Origin of the sequence: Micromonospora fulviviridis, from assembly GCF_014648395.1 — a bacterium.
Taxonomy (GTDB): domain Bacteria; phylum Actinomycetota; class Actinomycetes; order Mycobacteriales; family Micromonosporaceae; genus Micromonospora; species Micromonospora fulviviridis.
Genome location: NZ_BMRA01000008.1, coordinates 60,386 through 79,770, shown reverse-complemented (window position 1 = coordinate 79,770; position 19,385 = coordinate 60,386). Strand labels below are relative to the sequence as shown.

Here is a 19,385-nt window from a genome sequence, read left to right as displayed (position 1 = left end):
TCTCCGCCGTCGGACCGGGAAGACGAGCCCGGTCGCCGACGGGGAGGGACGGATGACGTATCCGCGCATGCCCTCGGCCGGTGGGGTGCGCCCGCACCCGGTCGCCGGCGCGCCGCTGATGTGCGACGCGCGGGAGCACGGGCTGACCGGGGACGGGACGACAAACGACCAGCCGGCGTTCGCCGCGCTGGTGGACCTGCTGGGCGACGCGTACGCGGCCGACGGGCGGGCACGGGTGATCTACTGCCCGCCCGGGGTGTACTCGATCCGGGACGCCGGCACCGTCTGACGGACCGGCGTCTCGCTGGTCGGCGCGGGTCCCGGCGCCACCCGGTTCGTGCTCGGCAACCCGGGCAACCGGGCCGACCCGACCCCGCTGGCGTTTCACACCGCCGAGTTGCACGGCGCGAGCCGGGAACGCCACCTCGCGTACTGCACCTTCGCCGACTTCGAGATCGACGGGTCCGGGGTGGCGATGGCCGAGTACAACCCGCTCGCCAAGGGGCTGGGCCTCCAGTACGTGGTCCGGGGCATGTTCCGCAACCTCTACATCCACCACACCGCGGCGACCGGCCTGGGCTGCGACTTCCTCCAGGACTGCCTGATCGACGGGGTGCTGGTGGCCGGGTGCGGGCGGATGGACAACGGCACCGAGATGGGCGGCGCGGGGATCGGGATCGGGATCGGCGGCTGGGGCAGCGTCGAGCGGGTCAACGTGGTGAACTGCTCGGCGGTCGGCAACGCCACCAGCGGGATCTTCTTCGAGCTGCAGTTCGAGGGCGGGCTGCGCCCGCGCGGCATCCGGGTGGTCGGCTGCCACGCCGAGGGCAACCGCTTCGGCATCGCCGACTGGGGGGCCAACGGCCTCGTCGTGTCGGCGTGCACGCTGGTCGGCAACCTCGACGCGGGCTTCCAGGTCTCGGCCAAGGGCACCACCGGCACGGCGGGTCGAGGCGGCCTCCTCACCGACTGCGTGATCGACGCGAACCTGCGCGACGGGATCAGCATCGGCAACACCCCGGGGCCGTACACCGTGCGGGGTAACCGGATCAGCGGCAACGGCCGGTACGGCTACCACCAGCGCAGCCTGGGCGAGGCGGGGCATGAGTGCGCCCGGGAGATCGTCATCGAGAGCAACGACTTCTACGGCAACAGCCTGGACGCCGTCCGCTTCGACCGGCCGGTCCGGGACGCGTTCGTCGTCGACAACCGGATCCGGGCGAACGGCCGCCAGTGCGGTGCCGGCGACCGGAACGGCGGCGACACCGTGCGGTACACCGAGCGGTCGGTGGTCGACCGCCGGGCGAACTGGCGGGGCGACGCGCACCGGGGCAAGACCATCCGGGTGGGCGAGCGGGTCGCGGTGGTCGCCGCGAACGACGAGAACGAACTGCACCTGGCCCCGGTCCGGCCGGGCGCCTTCACGGGCTGGAGCGGGGACACCCCGAACCCCGGCACCCCCTACGAGCTACCGGGGCCGCCGGCGACCCGGGCCGGTATCACCGTCAACGCGGCGATGGACTCGGCCACCATCCGGGGCAACCGGGTCTGGGACAGCCACGAGCCGACGACCCAGACGCACGGGCTCTGGGTCACCGCGGAGGGCGGCTGCGTCGGCTGCCGGGTCGAGGACAACGACCTGGCCGGGAACGCCGAGGCGCCCATCCGGTTGGAAACGCCGCCGATCGGCGGTCGCTGGGAGCGCAATCACGGGGACGACGACTGGGGCTGAACCGGTCGTCCCGGCTCGCCGGGCGCAATCCGTCGCGGCCGTGACGCTTCCGCCCGTCGACGTCTCCAATTCCCATTTCTGTACGGCCGAGCCGAAATCGAAGTCGGCCGGCCAAAGCAATTCCGCCGAATATGCCAACGGCGTCCGGAGGGCTGTACAGAATGTGGGTCATGGGGGGAGTGGAAATGGGGTGCGGAATATGGACGTGAGGCGGCGAATGACGCTGCTGGCGGTGACCATCGCAGCCACACCGTTGGTGGTCGGCGGGTGCACCGCCGGCCAGCGGGAGGCCGTGAAGCCCGGCCACGGCAAGGCGGCCGCGCCGTCGGTGAACCTGACTCCGGCGGACCGGACGAAGAACGTGCCGGTCAGCGCCGAGGTGGGAACCACGGTCAGCGGCGGCAAGGTCACCGGGGTGAAGCTCACCGACGACAAGGGCCGGCCGGTGCCGGCGCAGCCACGGGAGGACGGGTCGGGCTGGGTGCCGGACCGGCCGTTGGAGAACTCGCGGACGTACACCGCGGAGGTCACCGCGACCGGCGATTCCGGTCGGACCACCACGCAGAAGACGACGTTCACCACGATGGCGAAATCCACCAAACCGACCGTCACCAGCGAGCTCTATTTCACCAGTAATCAGACGTACGGGACGGCGATGCCGGTGGTGGTCGCATTCGATCCGCCCATTCCGAAAGAGGCCAGAGCGGACGTGCAGCGCCGGTTGTTCGTGAAGACCGACCCGCCGCAGCCGGGCGCCTGGTCGTGGGAGTCAGACGGCAAGCAGGTCGAATACCGGGCGCCCGACCACTGGAAGTCCGGCACGAAGATCAGCGTACGGAGCGCCCTGCAGGGGCTGCCGATCGGCAAGGACGCCATCGGCGACGCCGACCACAGCGCGACCTCCAAGATCGGCCGGCAGGTCTCGCTCGACATCGACAACGCCACCAAGCAGATGTCCGTTTACCAGGACGGCAAGCTGCTCCGCAAGGTCCCGGTGAGCATGGGCAAGTCGAGCACGCCGACCTCCAGCGGCAAGATGGTGATCATGGAGAAGTTCGACCGGACCACCTTCGACACCCGGGGCTCGGCCGATCCTTACGTGGTCGACGTCGACGACGCCCAGCGGCTCACCTGGGGTGGCGAGTTCATCCACTCCGCGCCGTGGTCGGAGGGGGAGCAGGGCTTCAACAACACCTCACACGGCTGCACCAACGTCTCCGCGGCGGCCGCGGACTGGCTGATGGGCATCACCCAGGTCGGCGACCTGGTGACCATCAAGGGCACCGAGGTGAAGCTGGATCAGGGCAACGGCTTCACGGCCTGGAACGTCGGCTGGGACGAGTTCATCAAGGGCAGCGCGCTGCCCGTGCCGGCGGGACTGAAGCCTACGCACAGCGCCACGCCGCACCCGGGCGCGGTGGCCGGCGGATCGGCGCCCGCCCCGGCCCCGTCCAAGAGCAACACCGGCGGCTGACCACGGGGGAGGAACGGCCGGGGCCGGCCCGCGAAGAGCGCGGGCCGGCCCCGCGCCGGCTCGGTCCAGACCAACCGGACGAAGCGGGCCGGTCCCGCGCCGGTTCAGTCGAGGTCGACCCGGGCCACGCCCGTCGCGGTCAGGCTGCCCAGCCAGAGGCGCCGCCCGTGCTGCCGCACGCCGGTGACCATCGGGTACGCCCCGCTCGGGCCGTGCAGCGTGCGCAGCACCCGCCCGGCCCCGTCCACCAGCGCGACCAGCCCGTAGCGGCGGGGCTGCGGCTGCACCGCCCCGGGCAGCAGGGCGACGAGCTGGCGCACCCGGGGATGCGGCAGCAGCTTCTCCATGATCGGCAGCCGAGGGCTGGGCAGCGCGATCCAGTAGGTGCCGTCGCCCACCGGCGAGACGTTGTCCGGGTAGGCCGGCAGGTCGGCCAGCACGGTGGCCCGGCCGTCCGGCAGGTCCACCCGGAGCAGCCGGTGGGTGGCCGTCTCGACCAGCATCAGGCCGGACTCGTCGGGGGTGAGCGCCACCCCGTTGGGGAAGTAGAGACCGCTCGCCACCACCTCGGTGCGCCCGGTCCGCCGGTCGTACGCGAGCACCCGGCCGTTGGGCCGGTGCTCCAGCAGGTCCCGCTTCCAGTGCGAGAGCGGGAACCGGTCCGAGGAGTCGGTGAAGTAGATCGTGCCGTCGCGGGCCACCGCGGCGTTGTCGGCCAGGTGCACCGGCGGCCCCGTGCCGGTCAGCTCGTGCACCGCCCCGTCGGGCGTGACCCGCAGCAGACCCCGGTACGCGTCGCAGACCACCAGCCCACCGTCGACCGGGTCCAGCTCGATGCCGAGCGGCCGGCCGCCGGTCTCGGCGAGCAGCGTGGGGCGGGTGCCGGCCGGGGCGTCCGCCGGCCACCACCAGAGCCGGCCGTCCTCGTCGCCGCTGACCACCCGGCCGTCCGGGTCGACCAGCACGTCCTCCGGGCCGTGGGCGCCCTCGGGCAGCGGCAGCAGGTCGGCGCGGTCCAGCCGGACGTCGGTGGGTGCCCACGGCCCGTCCAGCGGCGGTGGCACGGTGGCCGGCTCGCGGACCGGCCGGATCAGCAGGGGCGCGCGCGGGCGGGGAACGACCATCCGGCCATTCTTCCCCGCCGATGCCCCGGCCGGGAGTACCCAGCGGCGTGTCCCGGCCGCGGGTTCGCCTGCGGCGCGCGTCCTGCGGGATGACCCGGAGGCCGCTCAGGGTCCCACCCGGGACCTACCCGGAACCCCGCCGCGGGCGGGCGGAACTGTCGGGGGTGGGGGATAGGTTCGGGGACATGGGAAGCAGCGGCGACCGGTTCCACGTGGCGATGAGCGTGAGCGACCACGTGGTGGACCTGCGGGCGGTCGGCGAGATCGACATCGCGACCGTGGCGTCGTTCCGGGCCGCGCTCTGGTCGGCCCCGGCGCGGCCGGTGCTGCGGCTGGACCTGTCCGGGGTCCGGCTGCTCTCCGCCGCCGGGGTGCGCGCGCTGGTCGCCGCCCACCTGCGGGTCCGGGCCCGCGGCGGCGAGCTGGTGCTGGTCGACCCCGACCCGGTGGTCGCCCGGGTGCTGCGCGTCACCGGCCTGCACCGGGTGCTGCCGGTCCGTGAGTCGGCCCGGGAGCTGGTCACCTGCGCCGCGGCCTGACCGGCCGGGCGCCCGGGGCGGGTCGTGACGCCCGCCAGGGCCGCCGGCGTGCCGCCGACGGCCCTGCCAACGGGCTGCGGGTCAGCGGACGCCGACCAGGTCCACCACGAAGACCAGCGTCTCGTTCGGCTTGATCACGCCGCCGGCGCCCCGGGCGCCGTAGCCCAGGTGCGGCGGGATGGTCAGCCGACGCCGGCCGCCGACCTTCATGCCGACGACGCCCTGGTCCCAGCCGGCGATGACCTGGCCGCCGCCGAGCGGGAACTCGAACGTGTCACCCCGGTTCCACGACGCGTCGAACTCGCGGCCGGTCGAGTGGGCCACGCCCACGTAGTGCACATTGGCCAGCTGGCCGGGGCGGGCCTCCGGGCCGTCGCCGACCGTGATGTCCTCGATGACGAGATCGGCGGGCGGCGCGCCCTCGATCGGGCCAACCTCGGGCTTCTCCATGAGCGGGTCTCCTCGGTGCTGACGGGTGCGGTCCCCGTCGATCCTGCCGGATCGCGGCCGGCCGATACGCGTCGGTCCCCGGCGCGGCGTGGCGGCGGGGACCGGTGGACGGGCACGAGAGTGGCGGGCGCCGCCTCTCGGTGACGCCCGCCCGGTGGGTACTGCCCGTGGTGACCTCACTTCAGCCAGGGCAGCCGCTGGACGATGGGGAGCTTCGCCCAGACCCGGCCGAGGCCGAGGGTGTCACCGGCGTTGACCAGGGCCAGGCCGGCCAGCAGACCCGCGTAGATGAGGTGGTCGTCCATGAACAGGTTGTTCTCGGGGGGCAGCACGGCCGTCCACATCATGACCAGCAGCAGCCCGCCGGCGACCGCGGCGACGCGGGTGCCGATGCCGAGCAGCAGGGCCACGCCGATGCCGAGCAGGCCGAGCATGAACAGCCAGTCCGCCCACGCCGCGCCGGCGATCTCGTTGTAGAACCCCTTGAACGGGCCGGCCGCGCCGAAGGTCAGGAACCCCTTGGTCGGGCTGCCGCCGTTGATCCAGGCGTTCTTCGCGACGGTCTCGTGGCCGAGGCCGAACATCTTGTCGAGGAAGGCCCAGAGGAACGTCCAGCCCAGGGCGATCCGCAGTCCGGCGAAGACGAACCGGGTGGCCTTCTGTCGGGTGGTCTCGGCGTCCCGGGTGGTCTCGGCCGCCGGAGCGATGGTGTTGGCGGTGATCCGCTCGATCGTCGCGGTCATGGTGTCCACGTCCCTTCCTTTGCCTCGCACCGCGCTTTTCCGGTGGCACATTCATTCCACCGCTGCGGGCGGTCCGCGAGCAGGGCCGACCGGTGCCCTCCTGACCGGGACCTTGGTCCCCTCCCGGCCCGGTCCGGTCGGCCCGCCGTGGCCTGCCGGCCGCCTCTGACCAGGGGCGCCGCCGCCGGCCTACCGTCGCCACAGGAGGGCCGGACAGAGGAGGCCGTGATGCGCACATGGCAGGTGGGCGACGTGATGACCAGGGACGTCGCGACGGTGGGGGAGGAGACCCCGTACCGCCGAATCGTCGACGTGCTGGTCCGCCGGGGCGTCAGCGGCGTGCCGGTGGTGGACTCGTTCCAGCGGGTGCTCGGGGTGGTCTCCGAGGCGGACCTGCTGCACAAGGTGGAGTGGGCCGGGCACCCGGACGAGCGGCGGGTGTTCGAGGGGCGGCGCCGGCGTACCGCCCGGGAGAAGGCGGGCGCGCTGGTGGCCCGGGACCTGATGACCGCTCCGGCGGTGACCACCCACGCGCGGGCCACGCTGCCCGCGGCGGCCCGGTTGATGGACCACGAGGCGGTCAAGCGGCTGCCGGTGCTGGACGACCTGGGCCGGCTGGTCGGCATCGTGACGCGCGGCGACCTGCTCCGGGTGCACCTGCGCACCGACGCGGAGATCCGCGAGGAGGTGGTGCGGGAGGTGCTGCGCCGGGTGCTCGCCGTCCGGGACGGCCTGGTCACCGTCCAGGTCCGCGCCGGTGAGGTCACCCTGGACGGACGGCTCGACCGGCGCAGCGCCGCCGAGCTGGCCGGCCGGCTCGCCGGGCAGGTCAGCGGCGTCGTCGCGGTGCACAACGCGATCGGGTACGACGTGGACGACACCACGCTCATGGAGCTGGACCCGGTGCACGCCACCCCGGTCGCCTGACCGGGCGACGGGCTCAGCCCGCCGCCGCGAGCTGGGCGGCGAGCAGTGCGGGAGCCTCGGCGAGCGAGGGCCCGTACCAGGTGAGGTGCCGGCCGGAGACCAGCGCGGCCGGCACGCCGGGGAACGCCTCCGGCCCGTCGCCGGCCGTGAACCGGTACGGCTCGTCCGGCAGCACCACCAGCTCCGGCTCCCGGGCGCGCAGCTCGTCGAGGCCCGGCCGGGGGTAGCGCTCCGGGTGGTCGGCGTACCGGTTGGTCACGCCGAGCCGGTGCAGCACGTCACCGGCGAAGGTGTCCCGGCCGAGCACCACCCAGGGGCGCCGCCACACCGGCACCACGGCCGCCCGCGGCCTGGCCGGCGCGGGCGGCGCGGCCCAGGCCCGGCGGGCGGCCCGCAGCCAGTCCGGCTCGCCGGCCACGCCGAGCGCGGCGACCAGCTCGCCGAGCTGGGTCAGCGCCTCCGGCACGGTACGCGGGAAGGTGACCCGTACCGGCACGCCGGCCGCCCGCAGCGCCTCGGCGTCGGCGAGGCGGTTCTCCTCCTCGTTGAGCAGCACCAGGTCGGGCCGGAGCGCGCGCACCCGGTCCAGGTCCGGGTACTTGCTCCCGCCCACCCGGGCGACGTCCAGCCCGGCCGGGTGGGTGCACCAGTCGGTGGCGCCCACCAGCACCTCGGGGCGGGTCAGCGCCACCGCCTCGGTCAACGACGGCACCAGCGACACCACCCGCACGACCGCTCCCTCCCTCGTCCCGGCCCATCGTCGCGTATCGACGGTCGCCGGTCCGCCGGCCGGCCCTGGGAGCGGGCGCTGATCGGACGGTCAGCCGGCCGTCTCGTCCACCAGCACGGTCACGTCCAGATGGGCGGGGCGGCAGCCGACCGTGGCGGCGAACCGGCGTACCGCCGCGTCGACGTGCGCCCGGGCCGCGCCGAGCCCGGCGGACGGGCTCAGGCGCACCTCCACCCACACGTCCGGCCCGGTGACCGGGCCGGTCAGCACCACCCGGGCCCGGCGGACCCCGGGCGCCCGGAGCAGGTCGCGTTCCAGCGCGCCGGTCAGCACGCCGCTCGCCACCCGGGTCCGGCCGGCGCCGTCGCCGGGGTGCGCGAACGTGCCGCCGAGCCGGTCCGGCACCCGCAGCCCGGCGGCGAGCAGCCGCTGCCCGAGCAGGGCGAACAGCAGCCCGCCGACGGCCACCGCGAGGGCGCTCCACGGGCCGCCGGCCCGCCACCAGCTCAGCGGCCCGGCCCCGAGCAGCGGTACGCCACCGCCGGGCAGCCGGCCCGCCCCGACCGCCGACGCGGCGCCGCCCGCCGCCACCAGCAGCAGGGCGAGCACCGTCCACAGCAGCCGGTGGGCGGCGTTGCTCACGGCGTCCGCCGGGCGGGGACGAGCCGCACCTCGATGGGGTCGCGGCGGGGCGCGGTCAGCCGGTCCAGCTCGCGGCGCAGCGCGAACTCGACGTCGGCCCGGGCCGCCGGGTCGCCGGTGGCGGTCACCCGGGGGCGCCAGGCGTCCCCGCGCCGGCGGACGCGCAGCCGGGCCCGGCGGACGCTCGGCACCGACCGGACCGCCCGGGCCAGCCGCCGCTCCACCGAGCGGCGGTGCAGGTGCCAGCCGTCGTCGGGGGCGAGCGGCAGCCGGGTCGGCCGCCAGCGGCGCAGCTCGGCGACCAGGAGCAGCAGGCCGAGCAGGGTCACGGTGGCAGCGACCGTCCGCACCGGGGCGTCCTGCCAGTGGACGGTGCTCAGGGTGGCCGACCACCGGGCCGGGAGGGGGCCCGGGCGGCCCAGCGCGGCGAGCAGCCCCGCGACGGCCACCAGCGCCCCGCCGGCCAGCAGGGCCACGGCCAGCAGCAGGGTGGCGACCCGGTTCACGGTGCGCACGTCGGGCTCCGGTCGCCGTACGGTGCGCTCACGTCGCCTCCCGCGTGTCCGCCCCGGTGCCCCGGGCGCCGTCGCGCCGCCCGGCCCCCGGGCGGTCCCCACCGGTCGGCGGGGTTGACTCGGCGGGCAGGCGCAGGTCCACCACCGTGACGGTGACCGACTCGACAGTCAGCCCGGCGTACGCCTCGATCCGGGCGGCGACCCGGCGGCGGACCGACTCGGCCACCGCGGTCAGCGCCGCGCCGTGCTCGGCCACGAGGTCCAGGTCGACCCGGACGGCGGCGCCGTCGACGCGGACCGTGGCGACCGGGTCGCTGACCGCCGGGGTACGCCGCGCCGCCTCCTCGGCGAGCCCGGCGGTCCGCTCCTCCGACCAGGGCGCCCGGTCCCGGTCGAGGCCGGCCTCGGGCGCGCCGGGGCGGTCGGGTGCCGGCCCGGGCGAGGCCGGTCGGTCGGGTGCCGGCGCGGGCGGGGCGGTGGCGCGGCGGGGCAGGATGCCGGTCATCGCGCACCGCCTCACCGGCGCCGGGCGGCGGTGGCTCGGTCGGCGATGCCGGGCATGGTGACGTCCCCGTCGCGTACCCGGACCAGCAGCCAGCCGACCAGGCCGGCCACGGTGGCGGTGGCCGCCGCCCCGGCGCCGCCCAGCGCCCAGACCGCGACCACCAGGAACCCGGCGAGGAAGCCGAACTGCCCGCGCGTCATGCCCCACCCCCGCTCCGCCGTGACCGACCGGACCGGCGGGGCGTACCCGTTTCCGGGCGGAGCACTCCTTTCGAGGGTCAGCCGGCCACGGCCGGAACGGGCGTGCGCTCCGAGGGCAGCGAGGCCACGGGTACGCCCTCCCGCACCGCCCACTCCACCGCGTGCCGCAGGTCGGCGAACGGCAGCGGCCGCCGGGCGGTCACGGTGACCGCCGCGTGCACCGCGTACGCGACGAACGGGTACGAGTGGGCCAACGCGCCCACCGCCTCCCGCAGCCGCCCCACCACGGCGAGCGCCGCCGCCTCGTCCCGCCCGGGCAGGATCAGCTGGAACTCGTTGTCGGCGAGGCGGACCGCCCGGTCGACCGGGCTCAGCACGCTGGTGACCGCGGCGAGCACGGCCTGGCCCTCGCGGGCCGCACCGCGCCGGCCGAAGCGTTCCGGCGCGTCGGCCGGCTCGTCCACCCGGAGGCCCACGAGCGCCACCGGCAGGGTGCCCGAGGCGGTCACCCCGTCCACGTCCGTCCAGCGGCGCAGCCCCGGCTCGTCGAGCAGGGCGTCCGCCGGCTCGACCGGGCGCGCCCGCTCGCTCCGCCGGGCGAGCAGCCGCAGCGCCGCCTCGGCACGGGACTCGCCCGGGGCGGCCGGGATGTCCCGGACCCGTGCCACCGCCTCGTCCAGGCCGGCCCGCGCCGGCCCGGGCAGCCGGTCGGCGAGCCGCCCGCACAGCCGGATCACGTCGTGCAGCGCCTCGTCCCGGCGGAAGCCCCAGCGCCCGTCGAAGAGGCGGCCGGCCTCCAGCGTCTCCGCCGGCGCCACCTCGGCCCGGTCGTACGCCACCAGGCTCGCCCCGAAGCGTGGCGTCAGCGCCACCACGCTCCACTCCCGAGCCAGGTCCTCGGTCTCCTCCAGCACCACCGGGTACGCCCCGGCCGGCAGGTCCGGCGGCAGCCCGCCGACCATCCCGACCACGGTGACCGCGGCCCGGGCGGCGATCCGCTGGTAGATCGCGCGTTCCCGGGCGAAGTACGGCAGCCGCTGGAAGAGGGCGAACACGATCAGTGGACCGTCCTCGGCCTCGGCCAGCGCGGCCCGTTCGATGGCGTGGGAGACGGTGACGAGACTGCGTTTGGTCAGCCGCTCCGGGATCCGTCCGCTGTGCACCCGGCCGAGCCTAGAGGCCGGGAACCCGGTGCGCACCGGGACGACGGGTCGGGATCCCTGGCCGGCCGGCGCGCCGCCCGGTCCACGCGGGTCAGCGCCTACCCCACCGGTCCCGGCGCCGGATTCCGCCGCACCACCGACGCGGCCGCCATGATCGACGCCCTAGACTCGGGCGTCGACCGAACGACGGATGGATCTGGCGAGATGACGAGCACCGGCAGCGTGGCCACCTCCTGGCTGCGTCCGATCCCGCCCGGGGTCGCGCCGCAGCTCACCCGCGCCGGCCAGGTCGGGTATCCGGCCCGGCGGCTCGGCGAGCTGGTGCAGGGCCGGCCGCCGGGCGTCACCGGGCACCAGTGGAGCACCGCCGGCCGGGAGAGCTTCGACCAGGTGGTCTGCGCCGCCGAGACCGGCCTGCCGCTGTTCGCCGTGCGGTTCGCCCCGCCCGCGCCCGCCGGGTCGCCCGAGCGCCGGGCCGAGCGGATGACCAGCGCGGTCTGCGCCGCCGTCGGCCTGCCGCTGCTGCGCGTGGAGTCGCCCACGCTGCGCGGCGCCGAACACGCCCGCCGCCTCGTCGAGTACGTCATCGACGCTCGTGGCTACGCCGCCGGCACCGACCCGGACACCGGCGACGCCGTCGGGTTCCGGGACATCGTCGGCCGGCTCCCGGACGGCCGCCGCGGACCGGTGAACGACCTCGGGGCGCTCACCCGGGCCGCCGCCGTCGAGGCGTACGTGGAGCGCCGGCTCGCCGACCCGATCGTCCGCGGGCTGCACGTGCGGTGGACGGACGGCCCGGCCGAGGGCTGGAGCTGGGTCGAGGTGCGGCCCGGCCGGTGCCTCGTGGAGCGGGTGTACCTCGCCGCCGAGCGCTTCTCCTGCGGGGTGGACCCGGGCCGGCTCGCCGAGGACCTGGCCGCCGTGGCGGTCGGGGAGCGGCTGCGCGACCTCGACGCCGCCGGACCGTCCCTGGTGGACCGGGACGAGTTGCGCGGGCAGATCCGGCGGCTCGCCGCCCGGCGCGACGAGTTCGACGGCGGCTTCGCCTTCGACCACCTCTGCGCCGACTGACCGGCGTTCCCGGCCCCTGGCCGGCCCCGCGGGTGTCCCCGCGAATTCTCCCGTTCCCCGGTTGAACCTTCGCCGCCCTCCCTCCGTACCTAAGCGGGAATGGACGCAGATCTTCCCCGCCGCGCCGGACGGCGCGGGGACGGTGCGGAAAGGGCATCGTCGGTCATCGACGTGCGACCGGAACGTCGCAGTGATCCTCACCCCGAATTCCATCGGTCCGCCGGGGTCACCAGTCAGCTACCGGATCGAGAAGGAGAGCAATTCGATGCGCAGGTCCACACGGGCGCGCCGGTCATCCGGTAACGCGCGGAGCAAGCGTCTGCTGGCCGTGGTCGGCACGCTCGCGGTCTTCGGCGGAATCGTCGCCGTCACCCAGATGTCGTCCGCCCAGGACCGGCGGACCACCGTCCGTACCGCCTCGGCGTCCTGCGTGGCCCCGAGCCCGGGCGCCACCGCGCCGGACGGCCGGGGCAGCACCACCCGGACCTGGCAGAACGGCCGGTGGGTACGCAACCACTGGGGTGACGGGCAGATGTCGTCCGCCGAGTGCCAGCAGACCAAGGGGGGCGGCGCGGGCGCCGGGACCCCGACCGTGGCCTGCCCGGACGTGCGGAGCAAGCTGCCGCAGGTGCCCGACCGGGCGCGCGCCGAGGTGGACCGCAACCTCGCCCTGCTGGACAGCCAGATCGCCGAGGCTAACCGGCGGCTCGCCGCGGACGGCGCCCGCAACGGCGGCGACTTCATCAACAACGCCATCCTGCGGCCGCTCGCCGACAAGCGGACCGCGACGTTGAACCGGATCGCCACGGCCATCGGCCGGGTCGCCGAGCGCCCGCAGGGCCTGGACCAGTTGGCCCAGTGCGCCCTCGCCGACAACGCCCAGAACGGCGGCCAGAACGGGAGCCAGAACGGGGGCCAGAACGGCGGCCAGAACGGCGGGCAGAACGGGGGCCAGACCGGCGGCGACAACAACGGCGGCCAGAATGGCGGCGACAACAACGGCGGACAGACCGGCGGGAACAACAACGGCGGCCAGAATGGCGGCAACAACAACGGCGGGAACAACAACGGGGGCAACAACGGCCTGGACGTGCTCGCCAAGGACTGCGCCAACAGCCGGCTCCAGGCGCACGACGGTTTCCAGAACGGCAACCGTTGCGTGAGCACCGCGTTCGGTGAGGTGGGCGCCGCCGCCAACAATCCCTCGCTGCTCATCACGCAGTTCCCGAACCGGGTCCAGCGCAACCAGCCGTTCACGCTCCGGGTCAGCACCCGCAACCTGGTCCGCGACCGCTTCCTCGCCGCCGGCCAGGGCGGCTACTACCTGGAGAGCTCGCTCCTCAACGACCAGGGCCTGGTGCGCGGCCACTTCCACACCGCGTGCCGGATGCTCGACAGCACCCGGCAGCCCCCGAACCCGCAGGACGTGCCGGCGTTCTTCGTCGCCACCGAGGACGGTCGGGGCAGCGCCCAGCCGGACGACGTGCTGATCCAGATCCCGGGCCTGCCGGAGTCGGGGCTGGCACAGTGCGCGGTCTGGGCCGGTGACGGCTCGCACCGCATCCCCATGATGGAGCGCGCCAACCAGACCCCCGCCTTCGACGTGGTGCGGATCCGGGTCAACTGAACACCGACGGCCGGTGCCGCCCGGGGCGTACGCCCCGGGCGGCACCAGCCGTCTCCCACCCCCCAACCCCCAGCGTTGATCATGAGGTTGGCCGCCGCGAACAGGGCGAAGCGCACCGCTAACCTCATGATCAACACGGGTCGGGGTCTTGGCGGGCGGTGGTTGTTGGGGGCCGTAGGTGGGTGCAGTGGGCGACTGTGGCGTCGTCGGGGGTGGCGAAGGCGGCTGCCTCGGCTTGTCGGACTCGGCGGATTACGCCGGCCGGGCCGTCGGTGGCGAGCAGGTCCAGCACGCCCGGCCAGTCGGTGAGGCCGTACGGGCTGACGATGCGGCTGGCGCCGTTGCTGAGCAGCGCCACGCCGTTCAGGTCGTACAGGGGCCGGCTGCCGGTCACCGCCTCCTGCGCCGCGTACGGGTCGTCCTTGGCGATCCAGTAGCCGCCCGGCTGGTTCCGGCGGGCCCGCAGCGCCTCGACGCAGGACGCCCGGACCCGGTCGTACTCCGGTGTTCCCGGCACGACGCCGTCCAGGGGTGCGGAGCAGATGCGCCTGCTGGTGACCTCACGCTCGTCGGTGACGACCTGCGGGCCGCCGCGGACCTCGTCGAGAACGAGGACGGAGTCCGCGAGCAGGAGATGTTCCAGGCGGCCCCGGTCGGCGCGGACGATCGCCACGGTCGCCTGCGGGCTGGCGGGGTGCGCGATGTCGCAGGTGCCCCGGTGAGCGGCCGCGATCTCGCCGATCGCGGCGGCGAGGACCGACACGAGGTCTCGCCCGTCGCCCCGCGACAGCCGGCCGAGCAGCGCGCCGCCGAGGCGGTGGGTGTACCAGGCGACACCGTGGGCGCAGATCGACTCGGTGCCCGGAATGCCGGCGCCGTCGAGCAGTACGGCGGCGCCGGGAACCGCGCCGAGGAAGTCCTCGTTGGGCCGGCCGGCCCTGCCGGCGCTGGTCGCCATGCTGACGCGCACCCGTGACCTCCTGGGGTCGGGATCGCGTGCCTCCGGGCGGGGCCGCGCGGGGTGAAGTTCGGTGCCGGGGCTCCCCGCCCGGCTGAAAATTGTTAACGGCGGGAAAAGCCGATCGGGGCCACGCCGATTTCTCAGCGTGACCCCGGGGTGCCCGACGGTGAACCGGGAGGGCTCAGCGGTTCTTGTAGGCCTCCACCACCGAGACGGGGATGCGACCCCGCTCGGAAATCTCGTAGCCGTTCTTGACGGCCCATTCCCGGATGGCGCGGTTCTGCTCGCGGTCCATTCCCGAGGTGCTCGGGCGGGTCGCGCCGCGCGCCGCGCGCCCGGCCTCCACCGGGCCGCGCCCGATCCGCCTGCCAGCGCTGATGTACGGGTCCAGCGCCTTGCGCAGAACGCCGGCGTTCTCGTCCGAGACGTCGATCGTGTACGCCACGCCGTCCAGGCTGAACTCGACGGTCCGATCGGCCTTTCCGCCGTCGAGGTCGTCGGTCAGAACGGTGATTACTTTCCTTGCCATCGCCATTACTCCCTGTGTCGGGCGGGGTGTGGCTAAGAGTTTGACGTATCTCGCGGCAATTTCGCAACAATACCCGTCCTTCGCCATTCGGCGGGTCGTCTTATCTCCGTGGCGCCAAATGGGCGTTCACGCTCGGTGGGACCGGCCGGGCGGGCGGTGGGAGTGGCGTGGGTCACAAGCCGGAACAAGGGAGACGGTTTGTTACTTGAGCCTGACACGCTCAACTCAACGTGATAGCAGGTGTTCGATGGCAACTCTTCCGGTACTTCCTCTGACCGACGCCGTCCTGCTGCCCGGCATGGTCATCCCGGTGACCCTCGACCCGACCACCCAGGCCGCGGTCGACGCGGCCCGCGCCACGGGCGACAAGACGCTGCTCGCCGTGCCCCGCCTCGACGGCGAGTACGGCTCGGTGGGTGTGGTCGCCACCATCGAGAAGGTGGGCCGGCTGCCCAGCGGCGAGCCGGCCGCCGTGGTCCGCGGCCTCGCCCGGGCCCGGATCGGCTCCGGCGTGCCCGGACCGGGCGCCGCCCTCTGGGTGGAGGCCACCACCCTCGACGAACCCGCCCCGGCCGGCCGCGCCCGGGAACTCGGCCGCGAGTACCGCGCGCTGATGACCTCGGTCCTCCAGGAGCGTGGCGCCTGGCAGGTCATCGACGCCATGGAGCGGATGACCGACCTCTCCGAGCTGGCCGACGCGGCCGGCTACGCGCCCTGGCTGACCCTGGCGCAGAAGACCGAGCTGCTCGCCGCCCCGGACGTCACCGCCCGGCTGGAGCTGCTGGTCGGCTGGGTGAAGGACCACCTGGCCGAGCAGGAGGTCACCGAGCGGATCAACAGCGACGTCCGCGAGGGGCTGGAGAAGTCGCAGCGCGAGTTCCTCCTCCGCCAGCAGCTCGCCGCCATCCGCAAGGAACTCGGCGAGGACGAGCCGGACGGCTCCGCGGACTACCGCTCCCGCGTCGAGTCCGCCGACCTGCCCGAGAAGGTCCGCGAGGCGGCCCTGCGCGAGGTCGGCAAGCTGGAGCGGGCCAGCGACGCCTCACCCGAGGCCGGCTGGATCCGGACCTGGCTCGACACCGTCCTCGAGATGCCGTGGAACACGCGTACCGAGGACAACACCGACCTTGCCGCGGCGCGTGCCGTGCTCGACGCCGACCACGCCGGCCTGGCCGACGTGAAGGACCGCATCCTGGAGTACCTCGCGGTGCGCAACCGGCGCGCCGAGCGCAACCTCGGCGTGGTCGGCGGCCGCGGCTCCGGCGCGGTTCTCGCCCTGGCCGGCCCGCCCGGCGTCGGCAAGACCAGCCTCGGCGAGTCCGTCGCAAGGGCCCTCGGCCGCAACTTCGTCCGGGTCTCCCTCGGCGGCGTCCGCGACGAGGCGGAGATCCGCGGCCACCGGCGCACCTACGTCGGCGCGCTGCCCGGCCGGATCGTCCGCGCGCTGCGCGAGGCCGGCTCGATGAACCCGGTGGTGCTCCTCGACGAGGTCGACAAGCTGGCCGTCGGCTACTCCGGCGACCCGGCCGCGGCCCTGCTCGAGGTGCTCGACCCGGCGCAGAACCACACCTTCCGGGACCACTACCTGGAGGTCGACCTCGACCTGTCCGACGTGCTCTTCCTGGCCACCGCCAACGTGGTGGAGACCGTCCCCGGCCCGCTGCTGGACCGGATGGAGCTGGTCACCCTGGACGGCTACACCGAGGACGAGAAGGTGGCCATCGCCCGGGACCACCTGCTGCCCCGGCAGCGGGAGCGGGCCGGGCTGACCGCCGAGGAGGTCACCGTCACCGACGGCGCGCTGGCCCTGATCGCGGGGGAGTACACCCGGGAGGCCGGCGTCCGGCAGCTCGAACGCGCCCTGGCGAAGATCCTGCGCAAGGTCACCGTGGCGCTGGCGTCCGACCCGTCACCGGTCCGTGTCGACACCGACAACCTCGCCCGCTACCTGGGCCGACCCAAGTTCACCCCGGAGTCGGCCGAGCGGACGGCGGTGCCCGGCGTGGCCACCGGCCTGGCGGTCACCGGCGCCGGCGGGGACGTGCTCTTCATCGAGGCCACCAGCATGGAGGGCGAGCCGGGGCTGACCCTCACCGGTCAGCTCGGCGACGTGATGAAGGAGTCGGCGCACATCGCGCTGTCCTACCTGCGCTCCAACGGGCGACGCCTCGGCATCGACCCGAACGCCCTCGCCGGGCGGCGGATCCACGTGCACTTCCCGGCGGGCGCGGTGCCCAAGGACGGCCCGAGTGCCGGCATCACCATGGTGACCGCGCTGGCGTCGCTGGTGACCGGCCGGCCGGTCCGCCCCGAGTTCGGGATGACCGGCGAGGTGACCCTCTCCGGCCGGGTGCTGCCCATCGGCGGCGTGAAGCAGAAGCTGCTCGCCGCCCACCGGGCCGGCCTGACCGAGGTGATCATCCCGAAGCGCAACGAGCCGGACCTGGACGACCTGCCCACCGAGGTACGCGAGGCGCTGACCATCCACACCCTCGCCGACGTCGCCGACGTGCTCGCCCTGGCGCTGCGCCCGGCCGAGGTCGACGCGGAGACGCTGGGCGGCCAGCCGCTCGCCGCGGCCTGACCGGAACGGAGGGGCCCCCTGTCAACGCCTCGCGCGTGACAGGGGGCCCCTCCGTGCGTCTCAGCGGCGTTCCCGGCGCTCCCGGTGGTCGCCGCCGTCGGAGTCCCGGTCCCGGTCGCGGCGCACGGTGGCCTTGCGGCCCTTGATGGTGCTGCCACGCAGCCCCTGGATCACCTCGTCGGCGACCCCGTACGGGACCTCGACCAGGGAGAACCGGTCGGCGATCTCGATCGAGCCGATGTCCCGGCCGCTGACCCCGGTCTCCCCGGTGATCGCCCCGACCAGGTCCTGCGGGCGCACCCCGGCGCGCCGGCCCAGCCCGATGAACACCTGCGTGGTGCCGCCGGCGCGGGGACGCGCGCCACCACGCCGGTCCCGGCCCTCGTACCCCGGTCGGGTCTCCCGGGGCGCGCGGACCGCGACCTGCGGGATCTCCTCCTCCTCGTCGGCCGTGCCGGGCAGGGTGGCCTCGTGGGCCAGCCGCACGGCGGCCAGCGCGACCTCCACCAGGTCGAACTCGTCGGTCAGCGACTCGACGATCGCCCGGAAGGGCTCCAGGTCGTCCTCCAGCAGCGACTCCCGCAGCGCCGCCTGGGTCAGCTCCAGCCGCCGGGTACGCAGGTCCGCCACCGTGGGGATCTTGTCGACCGCGATCCGCTGGCCGGTGACCCGTTCGATGGTCTTGAGCATCCGGTGCTCGCGCGGCTCGGCCAGGGTGATCGCGACACCCTCCCGGCCGGCCCGGCCCACCCGGCCGATCCGGTGCACGTACGACTCGGGCGCCGACGGGACGTCGTAGTTGACCACGTGGGTGAGCTGCTCCACGTCCAGCCCGCGGGCCGCCACGTCGGTGGCCACCAGCAGGTCGGCGGTGCCCGACCGCAGCCGGCCCATCACCCGGTCGCGCTGCTCCTGGCTCATCCCGCCGTGCAGCGCCTCGGCCCGGTAGCCCCGGCCGTTCATCGTCTCGGTGAGCCGGTCCACCTCCTCCCGGCTGCGGCAGAAGACGATCGCCGCGGTGGGCGACTCCACGTCCAGCACCCGGCCCAGCGCCGCCGGCTTGTGCCCCCGCGCGACGATGTACGCGCTCTGCCGCACCCGCGGCGCCGCGCCGGCCACCGGCTGCTCGCGCTCGATCCGGATGCGTACCGGGTCGGTCAGGTGCTTCCGGGCCAGCCCGTCGATCCGGGTCGGCAGGGTGGCCGAGAAGAGCACGGTCTGCCGGCCGGCCGGGGCGTGCTCCAGGATCGCCTCGATGTCCTCGGCGAAGCCCATGTCGAGCATCTCGTCCGCCTCGTCCAGCACCACGGTGGCCAGCGCGCCCAGCCGCAGGGTGCCCCGGGCGATGTGGTCCAGGGCCCGGCCCGGGGTCGCCACCACCACGTCCACGCCGGCGTCGAGAGCGCGCAGCTGCCGGCCGATCGGCTGGCCGCCGTAGATCGGCAGCACCCGGGCGCCCAGGTCCTTGCCGTAGCGGTGGAACGCCTCGGAGACCTGCACGGCCAGCTCCCGGGTGGGCACCAGCACCAGCGACACCGGGTCTCCGCCCGGCCGGTCGTCGGGCATCCGTTGCAGCAGCGGCAGGGCGAAGGCGGCGGTCTTGCCGGTGCCGGTCGCCGCCTGCCCCAGCAGATCCCGGCCGGCGAGCAGCGGTGGGATCGCCTCCCGCTGGATCGGGGTCGGCTCCTCGTAGCCGAGGACGGCCAGCGCGTTCAGCAGCTCGGTGCGCAGCCCGAGGTCGGCGAAGGCGGCGGCCTCGTCCTCGGCGGGGGTGGCGGGATCGGTCGGGGTTGGTGCGGAACTCATGGGGCAAGCCTTTCATCACCGCCACCCGGCCGTCGCGGCGACCGCCGCAAACCGTCGCCCCGG

18 protein-coding genes and 1 pseudogene are annotated in these 19,385 nt (G+C 74.8%); 7 read left to right on the top strand and 12 right to left on the bottom strand.

Features of this window, described 5'->3' with window-relative positions; translation table 11 throughout:
- The first annotated feature begins 52 nt into the window (after nt 1-52).
- Together IEY96_RS21485 and IEY96_RS21480 are read left to right on the top strand one after the other, a co-directional pair.
- Nucleotides 53-1,732, top strand: a pseudogene (locus IEY96_RS21485) (right-handed parallel beta-helix repeat-containing protein).
- Between the two features lie 199 nt (nt 1,733-1,931).
- Nucleotides 1,932-3,206 carry a L,D-transpeptidase gene (locus IEY96_RS21480; RefSeq protein WP_189196807.1) on the top strand — a complete coding sequence of 425 codons (1,275 nt, stop codon included), beginning with the start codon at nt 1,932-1,934 and terminating at the stop codon, nt 3,204-3,206.
- A 104-nt stretch (nt 3,207-3,310) separates the two neighbouring features.
- Here the strand turns inward: IEY96_RS21480 and IEY96_RS21475 are convergent, their stop codons facing one another.
- Nucleotides 3,311-4,330 carry an SMP-30/gluconolactonase/LRE family protein gene (locus IEY96_RS21475; RefSeq protein WP_189196616.1) on the bottom strand — a complete coding sequence of 340 codons (1,020 nt, stop codon included), beginning with the start codon at nt 4,328-4,330 and terminating at the stop codon, nt 3,311-3,313.
- A 185-nt stretch (nt 4,331-4,515) separates the two neighbouring features.
- Here IEY96_RS21475 and IEY96_RS21470 point away from each other — a divergent pair, with 185 nt between their 5' ends.
- Entirely contained in the window at nt 4,516-4,869 is a 354-nt protein-coding gene (locus IEY96_RS21470) for an STAS domain-containing protein (protein WP_189196615.1), read from the top strand.
- A gap of 81 nt (nt 4,870-4,950) precedes the next feature.
- On the opposite strand, the gene IEY96_RS21465 is transcribed toward IEY96_RS21470, so the two are convergent.
- The gene (locus IEY96_RS21465; protein WP_107079232.1) at nt 4,951-5,319 is read right to left on the bottom strand and encodes an FKBP-type peptidyl-prolyl cis-trans isomerase; all 369 of its coding nucleotides are present in this window, start codon (nt 5,317-5,319) and stop codon (nt 4,951-4,953) included.
- A 176-nt stretch (nt 5,320-5,495) separates the two neighbouring features.
- Nucleotides 5,496-6,062: a DoxX family membrane protein gene (locus IEY96_RS21460; protein WP_189196806.1), complete on the bottom strand. Its 567-nt coding sequence runs from the start codon at nt 6,060-6,062 to the stop codon at nt 5,496-5,498.
- Between the two features lie 228 nt (nt 6,063-6,290).
- On the opposite strand from IEY96_RS21460, the gene IEY96_RS21455 reads away from it, so the two are divergent.
- Entirely contained in the window at nt 6,291-6,989 is a 699-nt protein-coding gene (locus IEY96_RS21455; protein WP_189196614.1) for a CBS domain-containing protein, read from the top strand.
- Between the two features lie 13 nt (nt 6,990-7,002).
- On the opposite strand, the gene IEY96_RS21450 is transcribed toward IEY96_RS21455, so the two are convergent.
- From IEY96_RS21450 to IEY96_RS21425, 6 genes are all read right to left on the bottom strand, one after another.
- Entirely contained in the window at nt 7,003-7,719 is a 717-nt protein-coding gene (locus tag IEY96_RS21450; RefSeq protein WP_189196613.1) for a helical backbone metal receptor, read from the bottom strand.
- 90 nt (nt 7,720-7,809) lie between these two features.
- Nucleotides 7,810-8,361, bottom strand: a complete 552-nt coding sequence (locus IEY96_RS21445; protein ID WP_189196612.1) for a hypothetical protein — start codon at nt 8,359-8,361, stop codon at nt 7,810-7,812.
- Nucleotides 8,358-8,876 carry a DUF6286 domain-containing protein gene (locus IEY96_RS21440; protein ID WP_189196611.1) on the bottom strand — a complete coding sequence of 173 codons (519 nt, stop codon included), beginning with the start codon at nt 8,874-8,876 and terminating at the stop codon, nt 8,358-8,360. The genes IEY96_RS21445 and IEY96_RS21440 overlap by 4 nt, the downstream gene beginning before the upstream one ends.
- Nucleotides 8,877-8,904: 28 nt before the next feature.
- Complete coding sequence (locus tag IEY96_RS21435; RefSeq protein WP_189196610.1) at nt 8,905-9,381, bottom strand: Asp23/Gls24 family envelope stress response protein; 477 nt, start codon at nt 9,379-9,381, stop codon at nt 8,905-8,907.
- Nucleotides 9,382-9,392: 11 nt separating this feature from the next.
- Nucleotides 9,393-9,581, bottom strand: coding sequence for a hypothetical protein (locus IEY96_RS21430; RefSeq protein ID WP_189196609.1), 189 nt, complete (start codon nt 9,579-9,581; stop codon nt 9,393-9,395).
- Between the two features lie 77 nt (nt 9,582-9,658).
- Entirely contained in the window at nt 9,659-10,744 is a 1,086-nt protein-coding gene (locus tag IEY96_RS21425; RefSeq protein WP_189196608.1) for a DICT sensory domain-containing protein, read from the bottom strand.
- Nucleotides 10,745-10,948: 204 nt separating this feature from the next.
- Between IEY96_RS21425 and IEY96_RS21420 the strand changes: the two genes are divergently transcribed.
- On the top strand, nt 10,949-11,815 hold the full coding sequence (locus IEY96_RS21420) for a PDDEXK family nuclease (RefSeq protein WP_189196607.1): 867 nt from the start codon (nt 10,949-10,951) through the stop codon (nt 11,813-11,815).
- Nucleotides 11,816-12,080: 265 nt separating this feature from the next.
- The gene (locus tag IEY96_RS21415; RefSeq protein WP_189196606.1) at nt 12,081-13,442 is read left to right on the top strand and encodes a hypothetical protein; all 1,362 of its coding nucleotides are present in this window, start codon (nt 12,081-12,083) and stop codon (nt 13,440-13,442) included.
- Between the two features lie 130 nt (nt 13,443-13,572).
- On the opposite strand, the gene IEY96_RS21410 is transcribed toward IEY96_RS21415, so the two are convergent.
- Nucleotides 13,573-14,412 carry a hypothetical protein gene (locus tag IEY96_RS21410; RefSeq protein WP_229791764.1) on the bottom strand — a complete coding sequence of 280 codons (840 nt, stop codon included), beginning with the start codon at nt 14,410-14,412 and terminating at the stop codon, nt 13,573-13,575.
- Between the two features lie 172 nt (nt 14,413-14,584).
- Nucleotides 14,585-14,932, bottom strand: a complete 348-nt coding sequence (locus IEY96_RS21405) for a histone-like nucleoid-structuring protein Lsr2 (protein WP_189196805.1) — start codon at nt 14,930-14,932, stop codon at nt 14,585-14,587.
- A 247-nt stretch (nt 14,933-15,179) separates the two neighbouring features.
- On the opposite strand from IEY96_RS21405, the gene lon reads away from it, so the two are divergent.
- The gene (gene lon / locus IEY96_RS21400; protein ID WP_189196605.1) at nt 15,180-17,516 is read left to right on the top strand and encodes an endopeptidase La; all 2,337 of its coding nucleotides are present in this window, start codon (nt 15,180-15,182) and stop codon (nt 17,514-17,516) included.
- Nucleotides 17,517-17,576: 60 nt separating this feature from the next.
- Here lon and IEY96_RS21395 read toward each other — a convergent pair whose 3' ends face one another.
- Complete coding sequence (locus IEY96_RS21395) at nt 17,577-19,322, bottom strand: DEAD/DEAH box helicase (RefSeq protein WP_189196604.1); 1,746 nt, start codon at nt 19,320-19,322, stop codon at nt 17,577-17,579.
- Nucleotides 19,323-19,385 lie beyond the last annotated feature (63 nt).

Excerpts from the sequence above, each read along its gene's own strand:
- IEY96_RS21460 (WP_189196806.1), bottom strand. The coding sequence starts at position 6,062 with ATGACCGCGACGATCGAGCGGATCACCGCCAACACCATCGCTCCGGCG.
- IEY96_RS21430 (WP_189196609.1), bottom strand. The coding sequence starts at position 9,581 with ATGACGCGCGGGCAGTTCGGCTTCCTCGCCGGGTTCCTGGTGGTCGCG.
- lon (WP_189196605.1), top strand. The coding sequence starts at position 15,180 with ATGGCAACTCTTCCGGTACTTCCTCTGACCGACGCCGTCCTGCTGCCC.
- IEY96_RS21420 (WP_189196607.1), top strand. The coding sequence starts at position 10,949 with ATGACGAGCACCGGCAGCGTGGCCACCTCCTGGCTGCGTCCGATCCCG.
- IEY96_RS21480 (WP_189196807.1), top strand. The coding sequence starts at position 1,932 with ATGGACGTGAGGCGGCGAATGACGCTGCTGGCGGTGACCATCGCAGCC.
- IEY96_RS21455 (WP_189196614.1), top strand. The coding sequence starts at position 6,291 with ATGCGCACATGGCAGGTGGGCGACGTGATGACCAGGGACGTCGCGACG.
- IEY96_RS21475 (WP_189196616.1), bottom strand. The coding sequence starts at position 4,330 with ATGGTCGTTCCCCGCCCGCGCGCGCCCCTGCTGATCCGGCCGGTCCGC.
- IEY96_RS21465 (WP_107079232.1), bottom strand. The coding sequence starts at position 5,319 with ATGGAGAAGCCCGAGGTTGGCCCGATCGAGGGCGCGCCGCCCGCCGAT.
- IEY96_RS21395 (WP_189196604.1), bottom strand. The coding sequence starts at position 19,322 with ATGAGTTCCGCACCAACCCCGACCGATCCCGCCACCCCCGCCGAGGAC.
- IEY96_RS21470 (WP_189196615.1), top strand. The coding sequence starts at position 4,516 with ATGGGAAGCAGCGGCGACCGGTTCCACGTGGCGATGAGCGTGAGCGAC.
- IEY96_RS21415 (WP_189196606.1), top strand. The coding sequence starts at position 12,081 with ATGCGCAGGTCCACACGGGCGCGCCGGTCATCCGGTAACGCGCGGAGC.
- IEY96_RS21405 (WP_189196805.1), bottom strand. The coding sequence starts at position 14,932 with ATGGCAAGGAAAGTAATCACCGTTCTGACCGACGACCTCGACGGCGGA.
- IEY96_RS21435 (WP_189196610.1), bottom strand. The coding sequence starts at position 9,381 with ATGACCGGCATCCTGCCCCGCCGCGCCACCGCCCCGCCCGCGCCGGCA.